9 protein-coding genes and 1 pseudogene are annotated in these 15,820 nt (G+C 69.1%); 1 reads left to right on the forward strand and 9 read right to left on the reverse strand.

Annotation, left to right across the window (positions count from 1 at the left end; all coding sequences use genetic code 11):
* Positions 1-11: 11 nt before the first annotated feature.
* The 9 genes and pseudogenes from ACCQ16_RS19580 to ACCQ16_RS19620 form a co-directional block, all read right to left on the reverse strand.
* On the reverse strand, positions 12-1,688 hold the full coding sequence (locus ACCQ16_RS19580; RefSeq protein WP_277569306.1) for a ShlB/FhaC/HecB family hemolysin secretion/activation protein: 1,677 nt from the start codon (positions 1,686-1,688) through the stop codon (positions 12-14).
* Positions 1,685-2,146, reverse strand: coding sequence for a hypothetical protein (locus tag ACCQ16_RS19585; RefSeq protein WP_277573262.1), 462 nt, complete (start codon positions 2,144-2,146; stop codon positions 1,685-1,687). Before ACCQ16_RS19585 ends, ACCQ16_RS19580 begins: the two co-directional genes overlap by 4 nt.
* A complete protein-coding gene (locus ACCQ16_RS19590) occupies positions 2,143-5,832 on the reverse strand; it encodes a protein kinase domain-containing protein (RefSeq protein ID WP_277573261.1) in 3,690 nt (1,229 codons plus the stop codon). Before ACCQ16_RS19590 ends, ACCQ16_RS19585 begins: the two co-directional genes overlap by 4 nt.
* Positions 5,833-5,836: 4 nt before the next feature.
* A complete protein-coding gene (locus tag ACCQ16_RS19595; RefSeq protein ID WP_011348989.1) occupies positions 5,837-6,553 on the reverse strand; it encodes a PP2C family protein-serine/threonine phosphatase in 717 nt (238 codons plus the stop codon).
* On the reverse strand, positions 6,550-7,125 hold the full coding sequence (gene tagF, locus ACCQ16_RS19600) for a type VI secretion system-associated protein TagF (protein ID WP_277573260.1): 576 nt from the start codon (positions 7,123-7,125) through the stop codon (positions 6,550-6,552). Before tagF ends, ACCQ16_RS19595 begins: the two co-directional genes overlap by 4 nt.
* Positions 7,122-10,652 (reverse strand): type VI secretion system membrane subunit TssM, encoded by a 3,531-nt coding sequence (gene tssM, locus ACCQ16_RS19605; protein WP_277573259.1) that lies wholly within the window; start codon positions 10,650-10,652, stop codon positions 7,122-7,124. The genes tagF and tssM overlap by 4 nt, the downstream gene beginning before the upstream one ends.
* Positions 10,649-11,926 (reverse strand): type IVB secretion system protein IcmH/DotU, encoded by a 1,278-nt coding sequence (gene icmH, locus ACCQ16_RS19610; RefSeq protein WP_277573258.1) that lies wholly within the window; start codon positions 11,924-11,926, stop codon positions 10,649-10,651. Before icmH ends, tssM begins: the two co-directional genes overlap by 4 nt.
* Positions 11,908-13,242 carry a type VI secretion system baseplate subunit TssK gene (gene tssK / locus ACCQ16_RS19615; RefSeq protein WP_372380364.1) on the reverse strand — a complete coding sequence of 445 codons (1,335 nt, stop codon included), beginning with the start codon at positions 13,240-13,242 and terminating at the stop codon, positions 11,908-11,910. Before tssK ends, icmH begins: the two co-directional genes overlap by 19 nt.
* 499 nt (positions 13,243-13,741) lie before the next feature.
* Positions 13,742-14,631 (reverse strand): annotated as a pseudogene (locus ACCQ16_RS19620) (aldo/keto reductase family oxidoreductase).
* 249 nt (positions 14,632-14,880) lie between these two features.
* Between ACCQ16_RS19620 and ACCQ16_RS19625 the strand changes: the two are divergent.
* Positions 14,881-15,762 carry a LysR family transcriptional regulator gene (locus tag ACCQ16_RS19625; protein WP_209261785.1) on the forward strand — a complete coding sequence of 294 codons (882 nt, stop codon included), beginning with the start codon at positions 14,881-14,883 and terminating at the stop codon, positions 15,760-15,762.
* The last annotated feature ends 58 nt before the right edge of the window (positions 15,763-15,820 follow it).

Genomic DNA, 15,820 nt, shown 5'->3' on the forward strand with positions numbered 1-15,820 from the left:
GCGCAGATCCCTCAGAAAGTGAAGCCGAAACGCGTGTAGATGCGGGCGTCGTCGCGTCCGTCGGAGGCATCGCGCGCACCGGTCGGAAGCGCGGCGCTGATGCGCCACTCGAAATTGGCGTACTGCGGCAAGCGGAAGGTCAGGCCCACGCCGGCGGCATCGAAACTGGCCGGCGCCAGGCGGCCATTGGCGGCGAACACGCGGGCGTGGTCGGCGAAAACATCCAGCTCCAGCAATTCGCGCCAGGGCCGGCCATTGAACGGCGATGCGGCATCGGCAAAACCGGGGGCATCGATGTGGTATTCGAGCGCGGTGTAATACCCGCGGTCGCCCAATGCATCGGAGACCGGATAGGCGCGCACGCTGTCGGGCCCACCGACAGCGAACTGCTCCATCGGGGTCAGCGTGTCGTCGCTGTATTGGCCGTTGAACTTGAAGTACAGCCGCTGCGTGCGGGTGAGGTATTGCAGGCGCGTGTAGGCCAGCCGCGCGATGGTGAAATAGCTGTCGCGACCGGGGCTGATCTGGTCCACCGCCGCCGAGCGGTCGCGCAAGGATTGCCGCACGCTCCCCTGCAGCAGATCCACGCCGCGCCAGCGCAGGTCGGTGCGCCGCAACGACAGGCCCAGTTCGGCGACATCGAACTGCTGGTCGGACAACTGCATGCCCAGCGCGCTGAGCTTGGATTGCTCGCGCAGATAGCGCGCCGAGCCCTGCAGCTGCAGCGTTTCGGTGTTGATGAATTTCCAGTCGGCGCCGGTGTAGACGATGGAGGTCGGCCCCTTCAGGCCAAGCCGGGCGAACACGCCGTTGCGCACTTCCAGTTCGCTGCGGCTGGCGCCCACCACCGCGCTCAGGCCGGACACGCTGCCGATCGGCAGGCCATAAGACAGCGCGCCGATCTGGCTCTGCCGCGGCGCCAGCGAATAGGCGTAGTTGGCGGCGAACACATCGCCCAGGCCGAGCGGACTATTCCAGGTGATGCCGGCCTGGGCGCGATAACGGCCGGTCAGCTCGGTGCCGTAGTTGTTGCCGCCCAGGGTGATCACATACGGGCGGGCGGCCTCGCTGGCGACCAGCACCACGTCGGTCTCGCCTTCCTTCTGGCCCGGCTGCAGCACCGACGACACCGACACGCCCGGCAGATCGCGCGCATACAACAGCGCGGTGTCCACGTCCTGCTTGCGCAGCGGGCGGCCCTGCAGCTGGCGCAGCGGTGCCGACAATGCGTTGCCGCGGTAGCGTGCGGCGCCCTGCACGCTGATCTGGCCGATGCGCCCTTCCAGCACGCGGATTTCGATCAGTTGGTCGGGGCCCGGCGTCTGCGCCGGCAGATAGGCCGTGCTGACGATGAAGCCGGCCTGCCGGTAGGCGCGGGTGACCGCATCGGCGACCGCCTGCAGTTGATCGAAGCGCAATGCCACCACCGGCTGGCCCTGGGCCAGCTCGGCGAAGGCAGCGTCGGCCACGGCCTGCATGCGGGCCGGGTCGATGCCGGCTTCCGGGTAGTGGCCCACATCGCGCACGCGAAAGCCGCGCACCTGCACGGTGACCGCCTCGGTCCGGTCCCTCATGGCCGGCACCGCCGCTGCCGACTGCGCAGCAGCCGTGGCATCGGTCGGCGACTGCGCCCACCCAGGTGCGGCCAGCAGTAGGCACGCGGACACCGCCGCGGCCAGACACGTCATACGCATACGTCCATTTCCCCTGAGACCATCCGGTGTTGCGCATGGCCGACGTGTCCCGCTGCACACGCAGGCGCCACGGCGGCGACTGCACGGCGATCGGCGTGTCTGACCTCGCCCCTTGCTGAACGTCGATCAAACCCCGACGTACATTTATGCAATGTTAGCAAGATTATTGCGATGAGCATCACGATTATGAAGACCGCTGCCACCTGACTGCGCAGTTTGCGTGCGACCGGATGCGCCGACAGCGGGCCCGGCCGGGCATCAGGCGAACTCGGCAAGGCGTTGCGCAGGGTCGCCCCCTGGGTCTGGCGGGCGGCGTCCAGTACGCGCCGACGGCGTGCGCGGTACTGCTCGCGGTCGAGTTGGCCCTGCTGATGCGCCAACGCCAGCGCCTGCAGCTGCGCATTGGCCGGGTGCGCAGCGGCAGCGGTGGGCGACGGCGGGGCGGCGCTCACGGCAGCTCCCGCAGCACGCGCAGGCCCACGTCCGGTTGCGCCGAGCCGTTGTCGGCGCGGCTGGCCTGCACCGTGCAATCGGACCAGTAGCTGGAAAAACTTCCGCCGCGCGCCTGCACGCCTGTTCCGGTCGATACCCATTCCCAGACATTGCCGGTGAGATTGATCAGGCCCCAGGGATTGGCATCGCGCCCGCGTGCCGACACCGGTGCGCGCGCGGCATCGCCGGCACTGGCGTTGGGCGGCACGCAATTGCTGTCTTCGGCCTGCCGCCAGTTGCTGGCCGCCTGCGCGGCATGCAGCCACTCGGCATCGCTGGGCAGGCGGTACCGCCAGCCGCCGCTGCCGATGGTGAGCCAGCGCAGATAGGCGCGCGCCAGGGTCAGGCTGATATTGCGCACCGGCGCGCGCGCCAGCTCCGGGGTGGCGGCGGCCTGGGCGGTACAGCGGCCGGTGGCCTGGCAGAACAGGTTGAAATCGGCCACCGCCACTTCGCCGCGCGACAACGCGTACGGCTTGCCGCCGGCGATGGCCGGGATCACCACCAGCATCGGCCCGCGGGTCTGCCCGAGTGTGTCGAAGCACGCCGCGGCACGCCCGGCCAGGCCGGCGCAGGGATCCGGGCCGGTGGGCACCGGCGGCAGGCTGTCGGCATCGTCCGCGTTGGCGGGCAATGCCGCAGCGGCGGGGTCGCGCGCAGTCGTTGGGGTGGCGGCGGGCTTGGCAGCGGATTTGCCGCGCGCCGGTCTTGCGCCGGCGGCCGGCGCAGCTGTCTCGGTGGCGCCGCCCGGCGACACGCTGGCGTCGGCCGGCGCATCGGCGGCGGGCGCGCGTTGCAGACGGGCCGACAACGAGCCTTCCGGCAATTGGCCGGCCGCCTTCATCTGCGCCTCCAATTGCGCCAGCGCGGTGGCGTCGGTGCGATAGAGCGTTTGCAGGCGCCCGGCGAGTTGCTGGCGTTCGCCGGGCGCCAGCGTGCCCGCGGTCATCACTGCGGCGGCCACCGCATAACGGGTTTGCGCGCTGCGCAGTTCGTCGCGCTGGCCGAGCGTCTGCAGCCCTTGCCTCAGCAGGTCGGCCGCCTGCGCGTATCGCCCGTGTGCGAACGCATCGCCGGCGGTGTTGCGATACACCTGCGAGAGCAGTTGCGGGCCTTCGCTGCGCAACAACGGATGGTCCGGTTGCAGGGTGCGGATGCGCGCCAGCGCATCGCGGGTCTTGCCCAGATCGTTGGCGGCGGCGGCGCGGCGCAGCGACTCGATCCGCGCGGCCAGTTCGGACTCGGCGCTTTCGCGCGCCAACGCTTGTTCGAGCTGGTGCTCCAGCGTCTGCAGGCGTGTGCGCTGGGCCAGCAGGCCGGCCGATTGCGGGGCCACGCCCAGGCCGACATCCACCAGCGCCTGCGCGCCAGCCAGCTGTGCGGGGTCGCTTTGTGCGGCAACCGCCGTGCTGATGGCCTCCGCCAGCGCGCTGCCCTGGCTGCTGCGCTCGGCCACCGGCAGTGCGGCCAGTGCGGCGTCGATACGCGCGCGCCAGGCCGGGTCGGTGCTGGGGTTGGCCAGATCGGCAGCCAGTGCCTTGCGCGCGCTGTCGGCATCGCGCGGCGCGGCGGCAACCGGCGTGCGTTTGGCTTGCTGCTCGGCCACGCCGACCTCGGCGCTGCGCAACTGCAAGCGCAACGAGTCCGGAAACGCTGCGCGCGCCTGTTCTACTTCGGTCCGCGCGGTGGTGAGTTGCCCGGCCGCCACCGCCTGCGCGATGGCCGCGTCCAGGCGTACTTCCAGTGCGGAATGGCGCAGCAGGCTGCTGCCCGGATCGATGCGGCGCACCTGGTCGAGCGTGGCCAGTGCGTTGTCGGGCCGGGTGCGGAACAACAGCCCGGCATCGAGCTGGCGATTGAGCGTGGTGTCGAGCGCGTTGAGGCGTTGGTTCTTTTCGCGCTCGATGGCCTGGCGACGCGCATCCAGCGCGGGCGAATACAGCCGCAACCGGTCGCGCAAGGCGAACACCTGCAACGCGCCGCGGTAATCGTCGCGGCCGTTAGCCGGATTCCACAGCGCGTCCAGGCGACGCAGCAGGAAATCTTCGATGAGGTCGCTGCGGTCCATCAGCACGCGCCGGCGGTCGTCTGCGCTCAGGCTGGACAGCGCCTGCATGACCTGGGTTTCGTTGCGGTACTGCTGCGGGTCCTGCGCACCGAAGCGTGCGATGACCTCATCCAGATGGCGCTGATGCAGATAACGCGATGCGCCCCACCCGCCCACGCCGACCAGCGCGAGCGCGGTGGCGCCATAGCCGATCAACGGCAGCGCGCGCTCGCGCAGAGGCACCTGGCGCAGGCCGTCGAGCAGTTGGTCCACGCGCGTGAGCCGCTGCGCAGCCGGGAATGCCACGGCCGCGCACAACGTGGCGTACTGGCGACGGGTCAGGCCCGGCACCGGCGGCGGGCGGCGGCCTTCGCGCAGCGCCACTTCGGCACTGAGTTTGTCGAATGGGTGCTTGCCGGTCAGCAATTCGAAACACACGCATCCCAGCGCGTACAGATCGTCGGCCGGGGTGGGCGCCTGTCCGCGGATCATTTCCAGGCTGGCATAGGCCGGCGTCAATGCGCCCAGCGTGGCCGCATCGAACACGGTCTGTTCGCCGGCGACATCGGCCGCATGCTTGCCGGCGCGTGCGATGCCGAAATCGAACACCTTGGCCACGCCATCGCGGGTGACCATGACGTTGCCGGGCTTGAAATCCGAATGCACGATGCCGGCCGCGTGCGCGCGCATCAGCGCCCGGCCCATGCCCTCGATCAGCGGCCAGGCCTGCTTGAGCGGCATGCCGTTGTAGGCCTGTTCGCGGATCAGCGTTTTCAGGTCGCAACCGTCGATGTACTCCATGGTCATGAAGACCAGGGTGCGATCCTTGTCGAAGTCGTACACGCGCACGATGTTGTCGTGGGCCAGCTTCTGCGAGCGGCGCGCTTCGCGCTGCAGGGCGACCAGTGCGTCGGGATGGCGGCGGAATTCGTCGCTGAGCACTTTGACCGCCAGCCACGGGTCGCGGTCGCGTGCTTCCACCTTGCGTTCGTCGCGGGCCAGATACACCACCCCCATGCCGCCGCGGCCGAGTTCGCGTTCGAGCTGGAAGCGGCCTTTGAGCAGGCTGCCAACACCGGCATGATCGCCACCGGTAGCTTCGGCCAGGTGCTGCCAGCTGGACAGGCTGGCGGTACCGGCCGTGCCGGTGCCGGTGCCCGTGCCGGTCTGCGTGCCGAGGTGGGTGGGCGTGCCCAGCCCCAGGCTGGTGAGGCTGGGCGCATCGCCGGGCAGGGGCTGCGCCGGTTGCACGCGGGTGATGTCGTCTTCGACCACGCGCGCCGGGCCGGGTCGTGGCATCACCACGGTGGCATCGTCGTCGACCATCGTTGGCGTGGGTATTGGCTGCTGCGTTGCCGACGGCGCAGGCGCAATCGCACGATCGCGCAACGCATCCAGCCGGCTCACCAGCGTGGTCACGGTGGCATCGTCGAGCAGGTGCTGGCGTTGCAGCGTCCACAGCGTTTCCACCCCGGCACGGTATTCGGCCTCCGGTACCGCGGCGCGCTTGCCCAGCGCGGCCAGGACGGCATTGAGGTCGAGCGCGCCGCGGCGCATGGCGGTGACCAGTTCGGTCACGGTGGCGGTGTCTTCGTGCATGCACTTACTCCTGCAGGCGGACGACGACGGCGGTGACGTTGTCGCGTGCCGCCCTCCCCATCGCCAATTCGAACAGACGCGCCAGCAGCGCGCGTGGATCGCCGAAGCGATGGCATTCGGCATCCAGCTCCGGGTCCGGGATTTCCTTGTTGATGCCGTCGCTGCACAGCAGAAACTGCGTGCCCGGCAGGCTCGGCGTCAGCACCCAATCGACGAACAGCGGCTCTTGCGCACCCACCGCGCGCGTGAGCACGCCGGCCGCCGCGGCGCTGGCGTGTGCGCTGCCGAACTGGGTGACATCGTCGCGCACGCCGTGCACGTGGTCGCGGGTGAGCTGGCGCAGCGGGCCGCCATGCTGCGCGTAGATGCGGCTGTCGCCGACCCAGCCGCACAGCATGAAATCCGGGTCGTGCACCAGCACCACCACGGTGGTGGCGATCATGTCCACGCGGCGCTCGCGCGCAACCTGCAGCAGCTCGCGATTGATCTGCGCCAGGGTGTCGTCGATGGCGTCCAGGAAATCGCACAGGTCGGCCGGGCGCACCAATGCGCTCAGCCGCTGCACCAGCAGCTGGCTGGCGTAATCGCCGGCGCTGTGGCCACCCAGGCCATCGGCCACCACCCAGAGGCCGGCGTCTTCGCGCAGCAGCAAGGCATCTTCGTTGAGCCGGCGCACCTTGCCGGTCTCGGTGTGCCCGGCCGATTGGTAGGGCGCGCTCATCGGGTCACCTCGGTGATGTCCTGCTCGGCCAGCAACCACTCCAGATACATCTGGGCGGCGGGCAGCCCGTCGATCGATTGCGCGGCCGCGCCCAACCGCCACCACAGCGATTGGCCGGGCGCCGGTACATGCGTGCTGGAAGGCGCGGCCGGCACGCCGAGCGCGCGCAGCGCGGCATCGAATCCGGCCGCATCGGTGCGTGCGCGCAAGCTGCGGCCCAGGCACGCAGCCACCGCGCCGAACCATGCCGCCGACGGCAGGCGCAGGTGCGGCAACGGCATTGCCACGGTCAGCGGAAAACAGCGCCCCACGCGGTCTTCGCCCGGGCCGAGCAGGCCGGCCCAGGCCTGCGCGCCGCACACGCCCGGCCCCAACGCAAACGCGCGCAGGCCGCTGTTGCGATACGCGCCAGGCCAGTGCTGCCCGAGTTGCTGGCGCGCCGTGTCCAGGCAGTTGGCGAACTGCAGGTCCCACGGCTGCACGAAGCTGGCCGGCAGGCGCCGCTGCACGAAGTCGCCCACGCCGGGCAACTTGCCGTGGAAACCGAGTGGTTCGTGCGCCGGCATGCTCATCCGCCGCACGCGAAGTGCTGGACGTCGCTGTCCAGAAACGGGTGGCGCAGGTTGCCGGCCCGCAGCGGCACCTGCACGTCGTGGCCGCCAAGCGCGAAGCGGGCGACAAAGCGCAGGTCCGACGGGTTTTCCAGGTGCCCGGCCTGCAGCGCGCGGAACAGCGCCCAATCGCCCTGGTAGTCCAGCGTACCCAGCGCCACGCCATCGGCGCCGAAGGCGGCGATGGACACATGCCCCGGCACCGGCCCGGGCCAGATCATCGGCATGCTTTGCGCCGCGCCGGGCTGGTAGTCGTAGCGCTGGCCTTCGATATCCAGCGTCAGCCGGGTCACGCCTTCGCCCAGCGTGGGCGCCAGCACCGTAAAGCCGATCTGCGGCGTGGGCCCGCCGCGAAAATATTTCTGCCGGATCCGCTGCGCCAGTTGCAGTTGCACCGGCAGACCGGGCGCGCCGATGACCGCGTCCGGGCCATCCTTCCAGCGCCATTGCGGGGACTGGGTGTCCAGCAGCGGTTTGACGGTGCCGGTATACAGCGCATCCAGACGGCCGCCGCTACCGAACAACTCGCCGAAATTCTGCAGCGGGATCTCCACCTGCGCCTGCGGATCGAACGGGTAGCGGCCGCGCACGAAATCCGTGCACACCTCGCCCACCGATTGCCTGACCTGCGCATCCAGCGCGGCGCGTGCGCCCTGGGTCATCAAGGTGGCGCTGCTGCCGGCCAGGCTCTGCAGCCAGTCGGTCACCGGCGGCGGCAGTTGCGCCATTTCCTGCCGGGCCAATGCCAGTTGCGCGTTAGCCGCCGCGGCATCGCCGCCGCCCTGGGAAATCACCAGCAATTGCCTGCCGAGCTGATCGAGCACGCTCAGCAGATGGTCCAGCGGCGTGCTGCCGGGCGCGCCGGCGGCCAAGGCGTTGAGCGCCAGAAAATGCTCGCTGATCGCCGCACCCGGTGTCGGCGCTGCAGCTGCGCCACCCTCGGCGGGCGTGGCCAGCGCGGCGCTCATCGCCGCCCCGCCGGGGAGTTTGGCCGCGGCGGCAGTCGCCTTGGTGCCTGCCGAGTTGGCGGCAGCTGCCAGCGCGCGCTGCGCGGGGTCTGCCGGTGGTGCGCGGTCCATTGCCTGGGTGTGCTCGCCGACCACGCCCAGCAGCAGCCGCAGTGGCGAACTGGGCCCGGCCAGCTTGGCGGCCGTGGCGCTGGCACCGGCCAGATCGGCCGACGGGCGCAGTTGCAGATCGGCCAGCAACGCATCCCAGTAACGGATGTAATCGGCCGTGTAGCGCTGCCCCACTTCGCGCACCAGCGTGGCCTTGGCGGACGCATTCAGCGCCGCACCGCCGAAGACCCAATCGTCGCGGCCGAAGCGTTCCACCGCCTGGCCGATGCCATCGCGTTGCAACGCGGCGAATACCGGCTGGGTGTACAGCGCCGGCACCGGGGTGGACAACGCCGTGCCACTGCGGCGCACGAAGGTGTCGGCCAGCAGGCCCAGCGCTTTATCCAGCCGCAACGGCGTGCCGTCCGGCGGGGTCAGCAACAGGTTGCCGTAGATCAGTGTCGATAGGTCGGCGGCGCGCAGGCTGGCGCGCGCCTGGGCGATGCGCTGATTGTCCAGCGACAGCGCACGCACGCGCGTGGGCGAATCGAGCACGGCCTGCAGATGCGCACCCAGCGCCTGCTGCAATGCCGGCTCGCGCGGGAACAATTTTGCCGCTTCGATGGCGGCCAGCGCGCTGAGTTGCGCCGGGTCCAGATGCTGCGGCTGGCCCAGCATCAGATAGCCCTTGAGCGTGTAGTACAGCGCCTGCGGTGCCTGTGCGTTGTCGACCAGACCGGTGCGCAGGCGCACCGCCAAGGCCGGCAACAAGGTGGCGTTGAGCTGACGCAGGTAGCCGGCCTGCACTTGCTCGCCCACCGCCTGGCCCTGGAACAACCCCATGCGCAACGACCACGGCGCGCCGGCGCGATACTGCTGCGCCACCTTCACCACCGCCTGCGTCGCATCGGCTTGCTGCAGGGTGCGCGCGACGTACTCGGGCATGCCGGTGGCGGCATTGGGATCGGGCACTGCCGGCCGCGCGTCCAGTGCAGCGCGTACCTGATGCAGGTACGCACGGTTGCCCACGTAGCTGAGCCCCAACCCGGCCAGCACTGCGCCGGTCAGCAGCGCCACACCCGCGTACGCGGCGGCCTGCAACCACGCCCTGCGGCGCTGCCGGGTGGGCGGGGTATTGGCCAGGCCGGATTCGCGCAGCACCACCTCGCGCAGCAGCCGCTCGACGAAAAAGGTGCGCCGTTGCGCGCCCGGCGCCTGCACGCGCGCTTCTTCCAGGCCGAAGGTGCGCGCCACCGCGCCCATCATGCGGTCGATCGGCGTGCCGTCCTGCGTGCCAGAGGTGAAATACACCCCGCGCAGCAACGGTGCCGGGCCATACGCATTGCCGGCGAAGGTGCCTTCGACGAATTGCCGCGCACGCTCGCCGAGTGCGGCAACCTGTTGCGGAAACGACAGGATTGCCGCACGCCGCAGACGGTCGCGTTCCAGGTGCAGGCGTTCGAACAGGCGAGCGCTCAGCTGCTGCTGCAGCACGCCGAACTCGTCGGCGAACCTGCGCGCCGCCTGCCCGTCCAGGGTCTGCGCCAGCGCAAACGTCATGCCCCACACCTGGTTGCGCTGCGCCGGCGTCAGATCGTCGAAGAACTCGCCAAAGCCGCCGATCAGATCGCACTTGGTGAAGATCAGATACACCGGCACGCTGGCCTGCAACTGCTCGGCCAGTTCGTCCAGGCGGCGGCGGATCGCCTGCATGTGGGTGTCGCGCTCGGCATCGTCGAGCAGCAACAGGTCCGACATGCTCATCGTCACCAACACGCCGTTGAGCGGGCGGCGCGGGCGATAGCGTCGCAACAGGCGCAGGAAATCGCGCCACGCGCCGGCATCCACCGCCTGGTCCGAATCCTGCGTGGTATAGCGCCCGGCGGTGTCCAGCAACACCGCTTCGTCGGTGAACCACCATTCGCAATCGCGGGTGCCGCCGACGCCGCGCAACGCCGCATCGCCCATGCGCGCAGCCAGCGGAAACTGCAGGCCCGAATGCTGCAGCAAGGTGCTCTTGCCCGAACCGGGCGGGCCGATCAGCGCATACCACGGCAGCGTGTACAGATCGGCGCCGCCGCGCCGCTTGCGTAGCAACTGGATCGCCTGCTGGAAGCGCGCCTGCAGCTGCGCGCGTTCCTGCCCGCTGCGCAGCTCACGGTCGTCGTCGCGGCCCGGCGCCGCCAGCGCGCTGGACAAGGTCGCCGCACGTGCCTGCGTGCGCCAGCGGCGCAGCGCCAGCACGCCCACCCACGCCACCACCAGCAACACGATCGCCAGCAGCCGCGCCGCCACGCTGCTCAGCGGGCTCCAGCCGGCCAGCGCCACATACGGCCCACCCACCCACAGCAGCACCGACAGCAGGCACAGCGCCAGCAGGCCAACCACCACCGTTGCGCTCAGCTTGGACAACAGCGTCTTCATCGTCATTCCCCAGGCTGGAACAGGATCTCCACGCGGCGATTGCGCGCGCGGTTGGCCGGCAATTGCACTGGCCGTGCGATCGGTTGCGAATCGCCAGCGCCGATGGCGTCCACCCGCCCCGGCGTACTCAGCTGCGCCTGCAACACCTGCGCAAGCGCCTGCGCACGTGCGGCCGACAAGGCGTAGTTGTCCTGGAAGCGCAGCGAGCGCACCGGCACGTCGTCGGTGTGCCCGACCACGATCACCCGCCCTGGCAATTGCTCGATGGCCGCTGCAATCTGCGCGATCAAGCCGCGCTGCTGCGGCTCCACCTCCACCCCGCCGGAGGCGAACATCGCCGCGCTGCTCAGGCGCACGCGCGTCTGCCCGTCGGCCTGTTCGTCCACGCGCAGCAGGCCGGCGCGTTCCTGCGCGGAGAGCAACTGCTTGAGCCGCACCGGCGGCGGCACGGGCGCAGCGTCCGGCGGCGTGGCCGGCGCAATGCCCCATTGGGCAGCCTGCGCACTGATCGGTGCGGACAGGCTGTTCAAACGCGCCTGCAACCACACGAACGCCACCACCACCACGCTCGCCCCCAGCAACGCAGCCGCCCACACCGGCAGATAACGGCCCAGCCGGCGGCGGTCTTCCACCCCGCGCCAACGCGGGGCCAGGCTGTCCGGCGCCGGGCCGCGCGCCGCACGGATGCGGCGATAGACATCGTCCTGGATGGCCGCCAGCGTCACCATGCCGCCGGACTCGATCTGGTAGCGGCCGACGAACCCCAGCGCCAGGCACAGGTACATCAGCTCGATCAGGTCCAGATGCCGTGGCACATCGGCGCACAAGCGCTCCAGGATCTGGAAGAACTTGGCGCCGCCGTACGATTCGCTGTGGAAGGTGACCAGCAAGGTCTTCTGCGACCAGCCGCTGCGCTCGCCCCACGGCGCATTGAGCACCGCTTCGTCCAGCAGCGCGCACAACACGTAGCGCGCGGCGGTGACCGCCTCCACCGGCGCGCCGCCATCGCGTGCACGTTGTTCGAAGCGGCGCACCTGCGCCATCACCTGCTCGCGCAGGCGGGCCACATCGGGCGATTGCGCACTGTGGCGCAACTGCACCGCCAACAGCAGCAGCGGCGTGGCGGCCTGCACCAACGGGTTGACGCTGCGGCCCAGCAGTTCGCTGATGTCGGTATCTTCGCTGGGCACGCCGCCGCCCTCGGCGGCCGGCAGCGGTGCGGCGTAGGCTGGCGCCAGATCGGCAACAGGTCGGCTCATGCTCAGCTCCGGATCGCCCACAGTTGCAGGTCCAGCCCGGCGAATTCGCTGCCGAAGTAGAATGCGATACCGCCGGAGGTCTTCAGCGTTCGCCACAACGCTGCGCTCTTGTCGAATTCGAAATACAGATAGCCGGCGTGATACGGAATCTGTCGCGGCGCCACCGGCATGGGCGTGGCCACGATGCCGGGCAACTGCAGATTGACCAGATCGCGAATCTGCTCCACCGGCCCGATCTTGGCGTGCGCGGGCAATTGCCGGCGCAACTCTTCGCTGGGCATGTCGGCCTTGGCCGCGAGCACGAACGCTGCGCTGTCGAGCAGGCCCGGGTCCGGCACCATCGCCACCCACACGCCGAACTTGCGCGCCTGGATCGGCAGCGGCGTGGCGGTCTGTTCCAGCACTGCGCTCAGGCTGCTGCGCAGGGCGCCGATCACCGGCTCGAAACTGTCCTGCTGCGATTCGTGCCGATAGGCGGGCCATGCAGGGGGGCGCTTGCCGGCAGCGGTGAACGTGCTCAATTCGCCGGCCAGCGCCACCAGGGCACGGAACAGCTCTTCCGGATGCGCCAATGGCGCGGCGGCCCAATGCGCCATCTGCGGCTGCCAACGGTTGACCAGCTGCAGCAACAGAAAGTCTGCGATATCGGCAGCACCGCCGCGATCGGTCAGCGTCACGCGCGATGCCAGCGCCTCCCCGCGCTGATGCAACAGGCCGAGCAATTCGGTGAGAAACGTGGTCAAGCGCGGCGCCGCCTGGCACACCATCGCGCTGGGAATGAAATGCGGGTCCAGCACCACCTGGCGGTCGGCGCGCGTCTCGATGATGCGCGCCACCGCGATGCGGTCCAGCCCTTCCAACGGCTGCGAGTGCGGCAACAATCGCGTGCTCAACCCGCCAACTTCCATCAACACCGCTTCGCTGGTGCTACCGGAGGCGTCGTTGCTCTCGGTCTCGCGCACGCGGTAGCGAAACAGCTGATCGGCCGGCGATTCCGGGCGCCCCAGTTCGGGTTGTGCCGGCACCCGCAGCGGCACGGTGAGATAGACGATCTGGTCGCGGCAAGTGGGCTCGACCTCCAGCGCCACCGGCAGCGGGTCGTCGCCCGGCATGGCGAAGGGCGTGCCATCGGCAAACACGCCACGCGCACGACGCAGGCCCAGCTTGCCGACCGCCAGCAGATCGGTCTCCCATTCCAGCTCGCTCACGCCCCAGGCATGCGGCCGCAACCGCGCCGCACGCAGGTCGACGTAGCGCTCCAGGTAGCGCTCCTGCTGCTGCAGATGCTGCGGGCGCAGGAACAGCCCTTCGCTCCACACGACCTTGTTGTTCTGCATGATCCACTCGCTGAGAAAAAGGTCGGCCACAGATGCAGCGCACAGGCGTCCACACCGCGTTGCATGCGACTGCCAGGCATGCCTGCAGGAACGCCCGCGCGCTGCGTTGTCGGGTGCATTGAGCTGCGTTGCACGCGGCACGCCCGGCGGTCCTTGCCGACGCAAGCGCCGCACCGCCGATGCGTGTCGGTGGAGCGATTCTGCGGCGCACCCAAGGTGGTCACCCGTCAAAACGTCTCAGGCGCCGTGCCCTGTCGGACAGGCGCCAACGCCTGCGCCGCTGCTGTCAGCCGGTCACGTTGCGGTCATTGGGCGAGACGTTGGGCTGTGGGGCGCTGGCCGTGAGAGCAGGCCTGCGGTGTCGATGCGGCAGGCGCATCGTGGAGCGGCCAACAAGACCTCGCGAGTCGTCTGGTTGGCCTGGATGGTGCGCAGGCACCCGCCTGGCGATTGCGCGGAGACGGGTTGGCCGACAATCGGCATGTTGCCGCCCACCTTCCTATTGAGCGCCACTGGCCTCGGCAGCGATGCCATCGAGCGTTGCGACCTGCTCGGCCGACAGGCTCAGCTCGGCGGATGCGAAGTTCTCGCGCAGGTGCGTCACCGACGATGTTCCCGCGATGACCAGGATGTTGGGCGAGCGCTGCAGCAGCCATGCAAGTGCAACCTGCTTCGGCGTCGCGCCTACCTGCCTGGCAACGCCCGACAGCAGCTCCGACTGCAGGGGCGAAAAGCCGCCGAGCGGAAAGAACGGAACATAGGCCACACCCTGTTGCGCGAGCATCTCGATGAAGGCGTCGTCGTCGCGCTTGACCAGGTTGTACTGGTTTTGAACGCAGACGATGCTGGCCAGTGTTTGCGCTTGTTCGAACTGTCGCGCAGTGACGTTGCTCAAGCCGATGTGGGTACGAGGCCCTCGCGTTGCAGCTCGGCCAGGCACGCGACCGGTTCGGCGATCGAACGCTCGTCGGTGTCCATTGCCGTGCCCAGCCTCACGTTGACCACGTCCAGTGTCTCCAGGCCGAGGCTCTGCAGGTTTTCATGCACCTGCCGCCTCAGGCTTGCAGGCGACACATCGATATTCCACGAAGCATCGGGGCCACGGCTGAAACCGATCTTGGTCACGATGACCAGATCGCTGCGATAGGGATGCAGTGCTTCGCGGATGAGTGCGTTGGACACATCGGGGCCGTAGAACTGCGCGGTGTCGATGTGGTTGGCGCCCAGGGCGATTGCTTCGCGCAACACCGACAAGGCCGATGCCTTGTCGCGCGGAGGTCCCCAGACATGCGGTCCGGGCAACTGCATGGTTCCGTAACCCATCCGATTGATGGCAAGGGTGGTGCCGGGCAGGGTCAATGTGCCGCCAAGGGGCTTGCCGCTGTTCATGGGAATCCTTTTGGTGTGTATCCGGGTGATGTGCCAAACCGCCGCGTGTGTTGGGACACGCCGAGATTGCGACGGGATCTTTCGCGTGGCTTGAAGAAGCAAGAAGCAACGCGGGACGTGCGCTGCGGCGACTACGTGGCCGCTGCCGCGGCGCAAGGGAACTGTACGTAGGCCACCCTTGTGCGACAATCCGGCACAAAGCGGACGGGCCGTACGGATTGCCGAACAATGAGCGGTCACCTGGCAGACATGGAGGCTTTCGTGCGCGTGGCGCGCGCGGGAGGGTTTCGAGAAGCCGCCAAGAGCGCGGGTGTGAGCGCATCGACCTATAGCGATGCGATCAAGCGCATGGAGGCATCGCTCGGCGTGCGGCTGTTCAACCGCACCACACGCAGCGTGGTGCTCACCGATGCAGGCAATGCGTTGTTGGCACGCATCGCGCCCGCCTTGCTGGAACTGGAGAACGCCAGGGAGGTGGTCAGCGCCTTTCGTGATACGCCGACCGGCACGCTGCGGCTGAACGTGCCGGTCAGTGCCGCGCGCCTGGTGCTGCCGAGGATCCTGCCGGCGTTTATGGCGGCGTACCCGGACATCACGCTGGAGATCCTGACCGAAGAAAGTTTTGTCGACGTGATCGCCGCACGCTGCGACGCCGGCATCCGCTATGGCGAACGGCTGCAGCAGGACATGGTGGCCATCCCGATCGGCCCGCGCGTGCAACGCATCGCAACGGCGGCTGCGCCAGGCTACCTGGACCGGCGCGGACGCCCCACCCACCCGCGGGAACTCGTTGCCCACGACTGCATCCGCGGGCGCTTCCCAAGCGGCGTCATTGCAGAGTGGGAGTTCGAGCGCGACGGTGAAGTGGTCACCATCGTTCCGCAGGGGCAATTGCTGGTGGAGATCGGCGGCGGGATCGAGCTGGCGATCCAGGCGGCGATCGCCGGAAGCGGCATCCTGCATCTGTTCGAACAATGGCTGCAGCCGCAGTTCGACACAGGTGCGCTTGAACCCATCCTGCGCCCGTGGTGGCAGCCATTCCAGGGCCCGTACCTGTACTACCCCAATCGCACCCTCACACCGCCGGCGCTGCGCGCCTTCATCGAGTTCGTCAAGACTCTGCCTGACTAGCGCGCTGGCAACGCCGCCGGTGTGCCCGTGCAGACGGCACGCGATTGGATGAAGCGTT

Origin of the sequence: Xanthomonas sp. NCPPB 1062 (assembly GCF_041481705.2) — a bacterium.
GTDB classification, from domain to species: domain Bacteria; phylum Pseudomonadota; class Gammaproteobacteria; order Xanthomonadales; family Xanthomonadaceae; genus Xanthomonas; species Xanthomonas euvesicatoria.

Bases quoted from the DNA above. Each gene is read 5' to 3' on its own strand.
- ACCQ16_RS19625 (WP_209261785.1), top strand. From the start codon at position 14,881: ATGGAGGCTTTCGTGCGCGTGGCGCGCGCGGGAGGGTTTCGAGAAGCC.
- tagF (WP_277573260.1), bottom strand. From the start codon at position 7,125: ATGAGCATGCCGGCGCACGAACCACTCGGTTTCCACGGCAAGTTGCCC.
- tssM (WP_277573259.1), bottom strand. From the start codon at position 10,652: ATGACGATGAAGACGCTGTTGTCCAAGCTGAGCGCAACGGTGGTGGTT.
- ACCQ16_RS19580 (WP_277569306.1), bottom strand. From the start codon at position 1,688: ATGACGTGTCTGGCCGCGGCGGTGTCCGCGTGCCTACTGCTGGCCGCA.
- ACCQ16_RS19595 (WP_011348989.1), bottom strand. From the start codon at position 6,553: ATGAGCGCGCCCTACCAATCGGCCGGGCACACCGAGACCGGCAAGGTG.
- tssK (WP_372380364.1), bottom strand. From the start codon at position 13,242: ATGCAGAACAACAAGGTCGTGTGGAGCGAAGGGCTGTTCCTGCGCCCG.
- ACCQ16_RS19590 (WP_277573261.1), bottom strand. From the start codon at position 5,832: ATGCACGAAGACACCGCCACCGTGACCGAACTGGTCACCGCCATGCGC.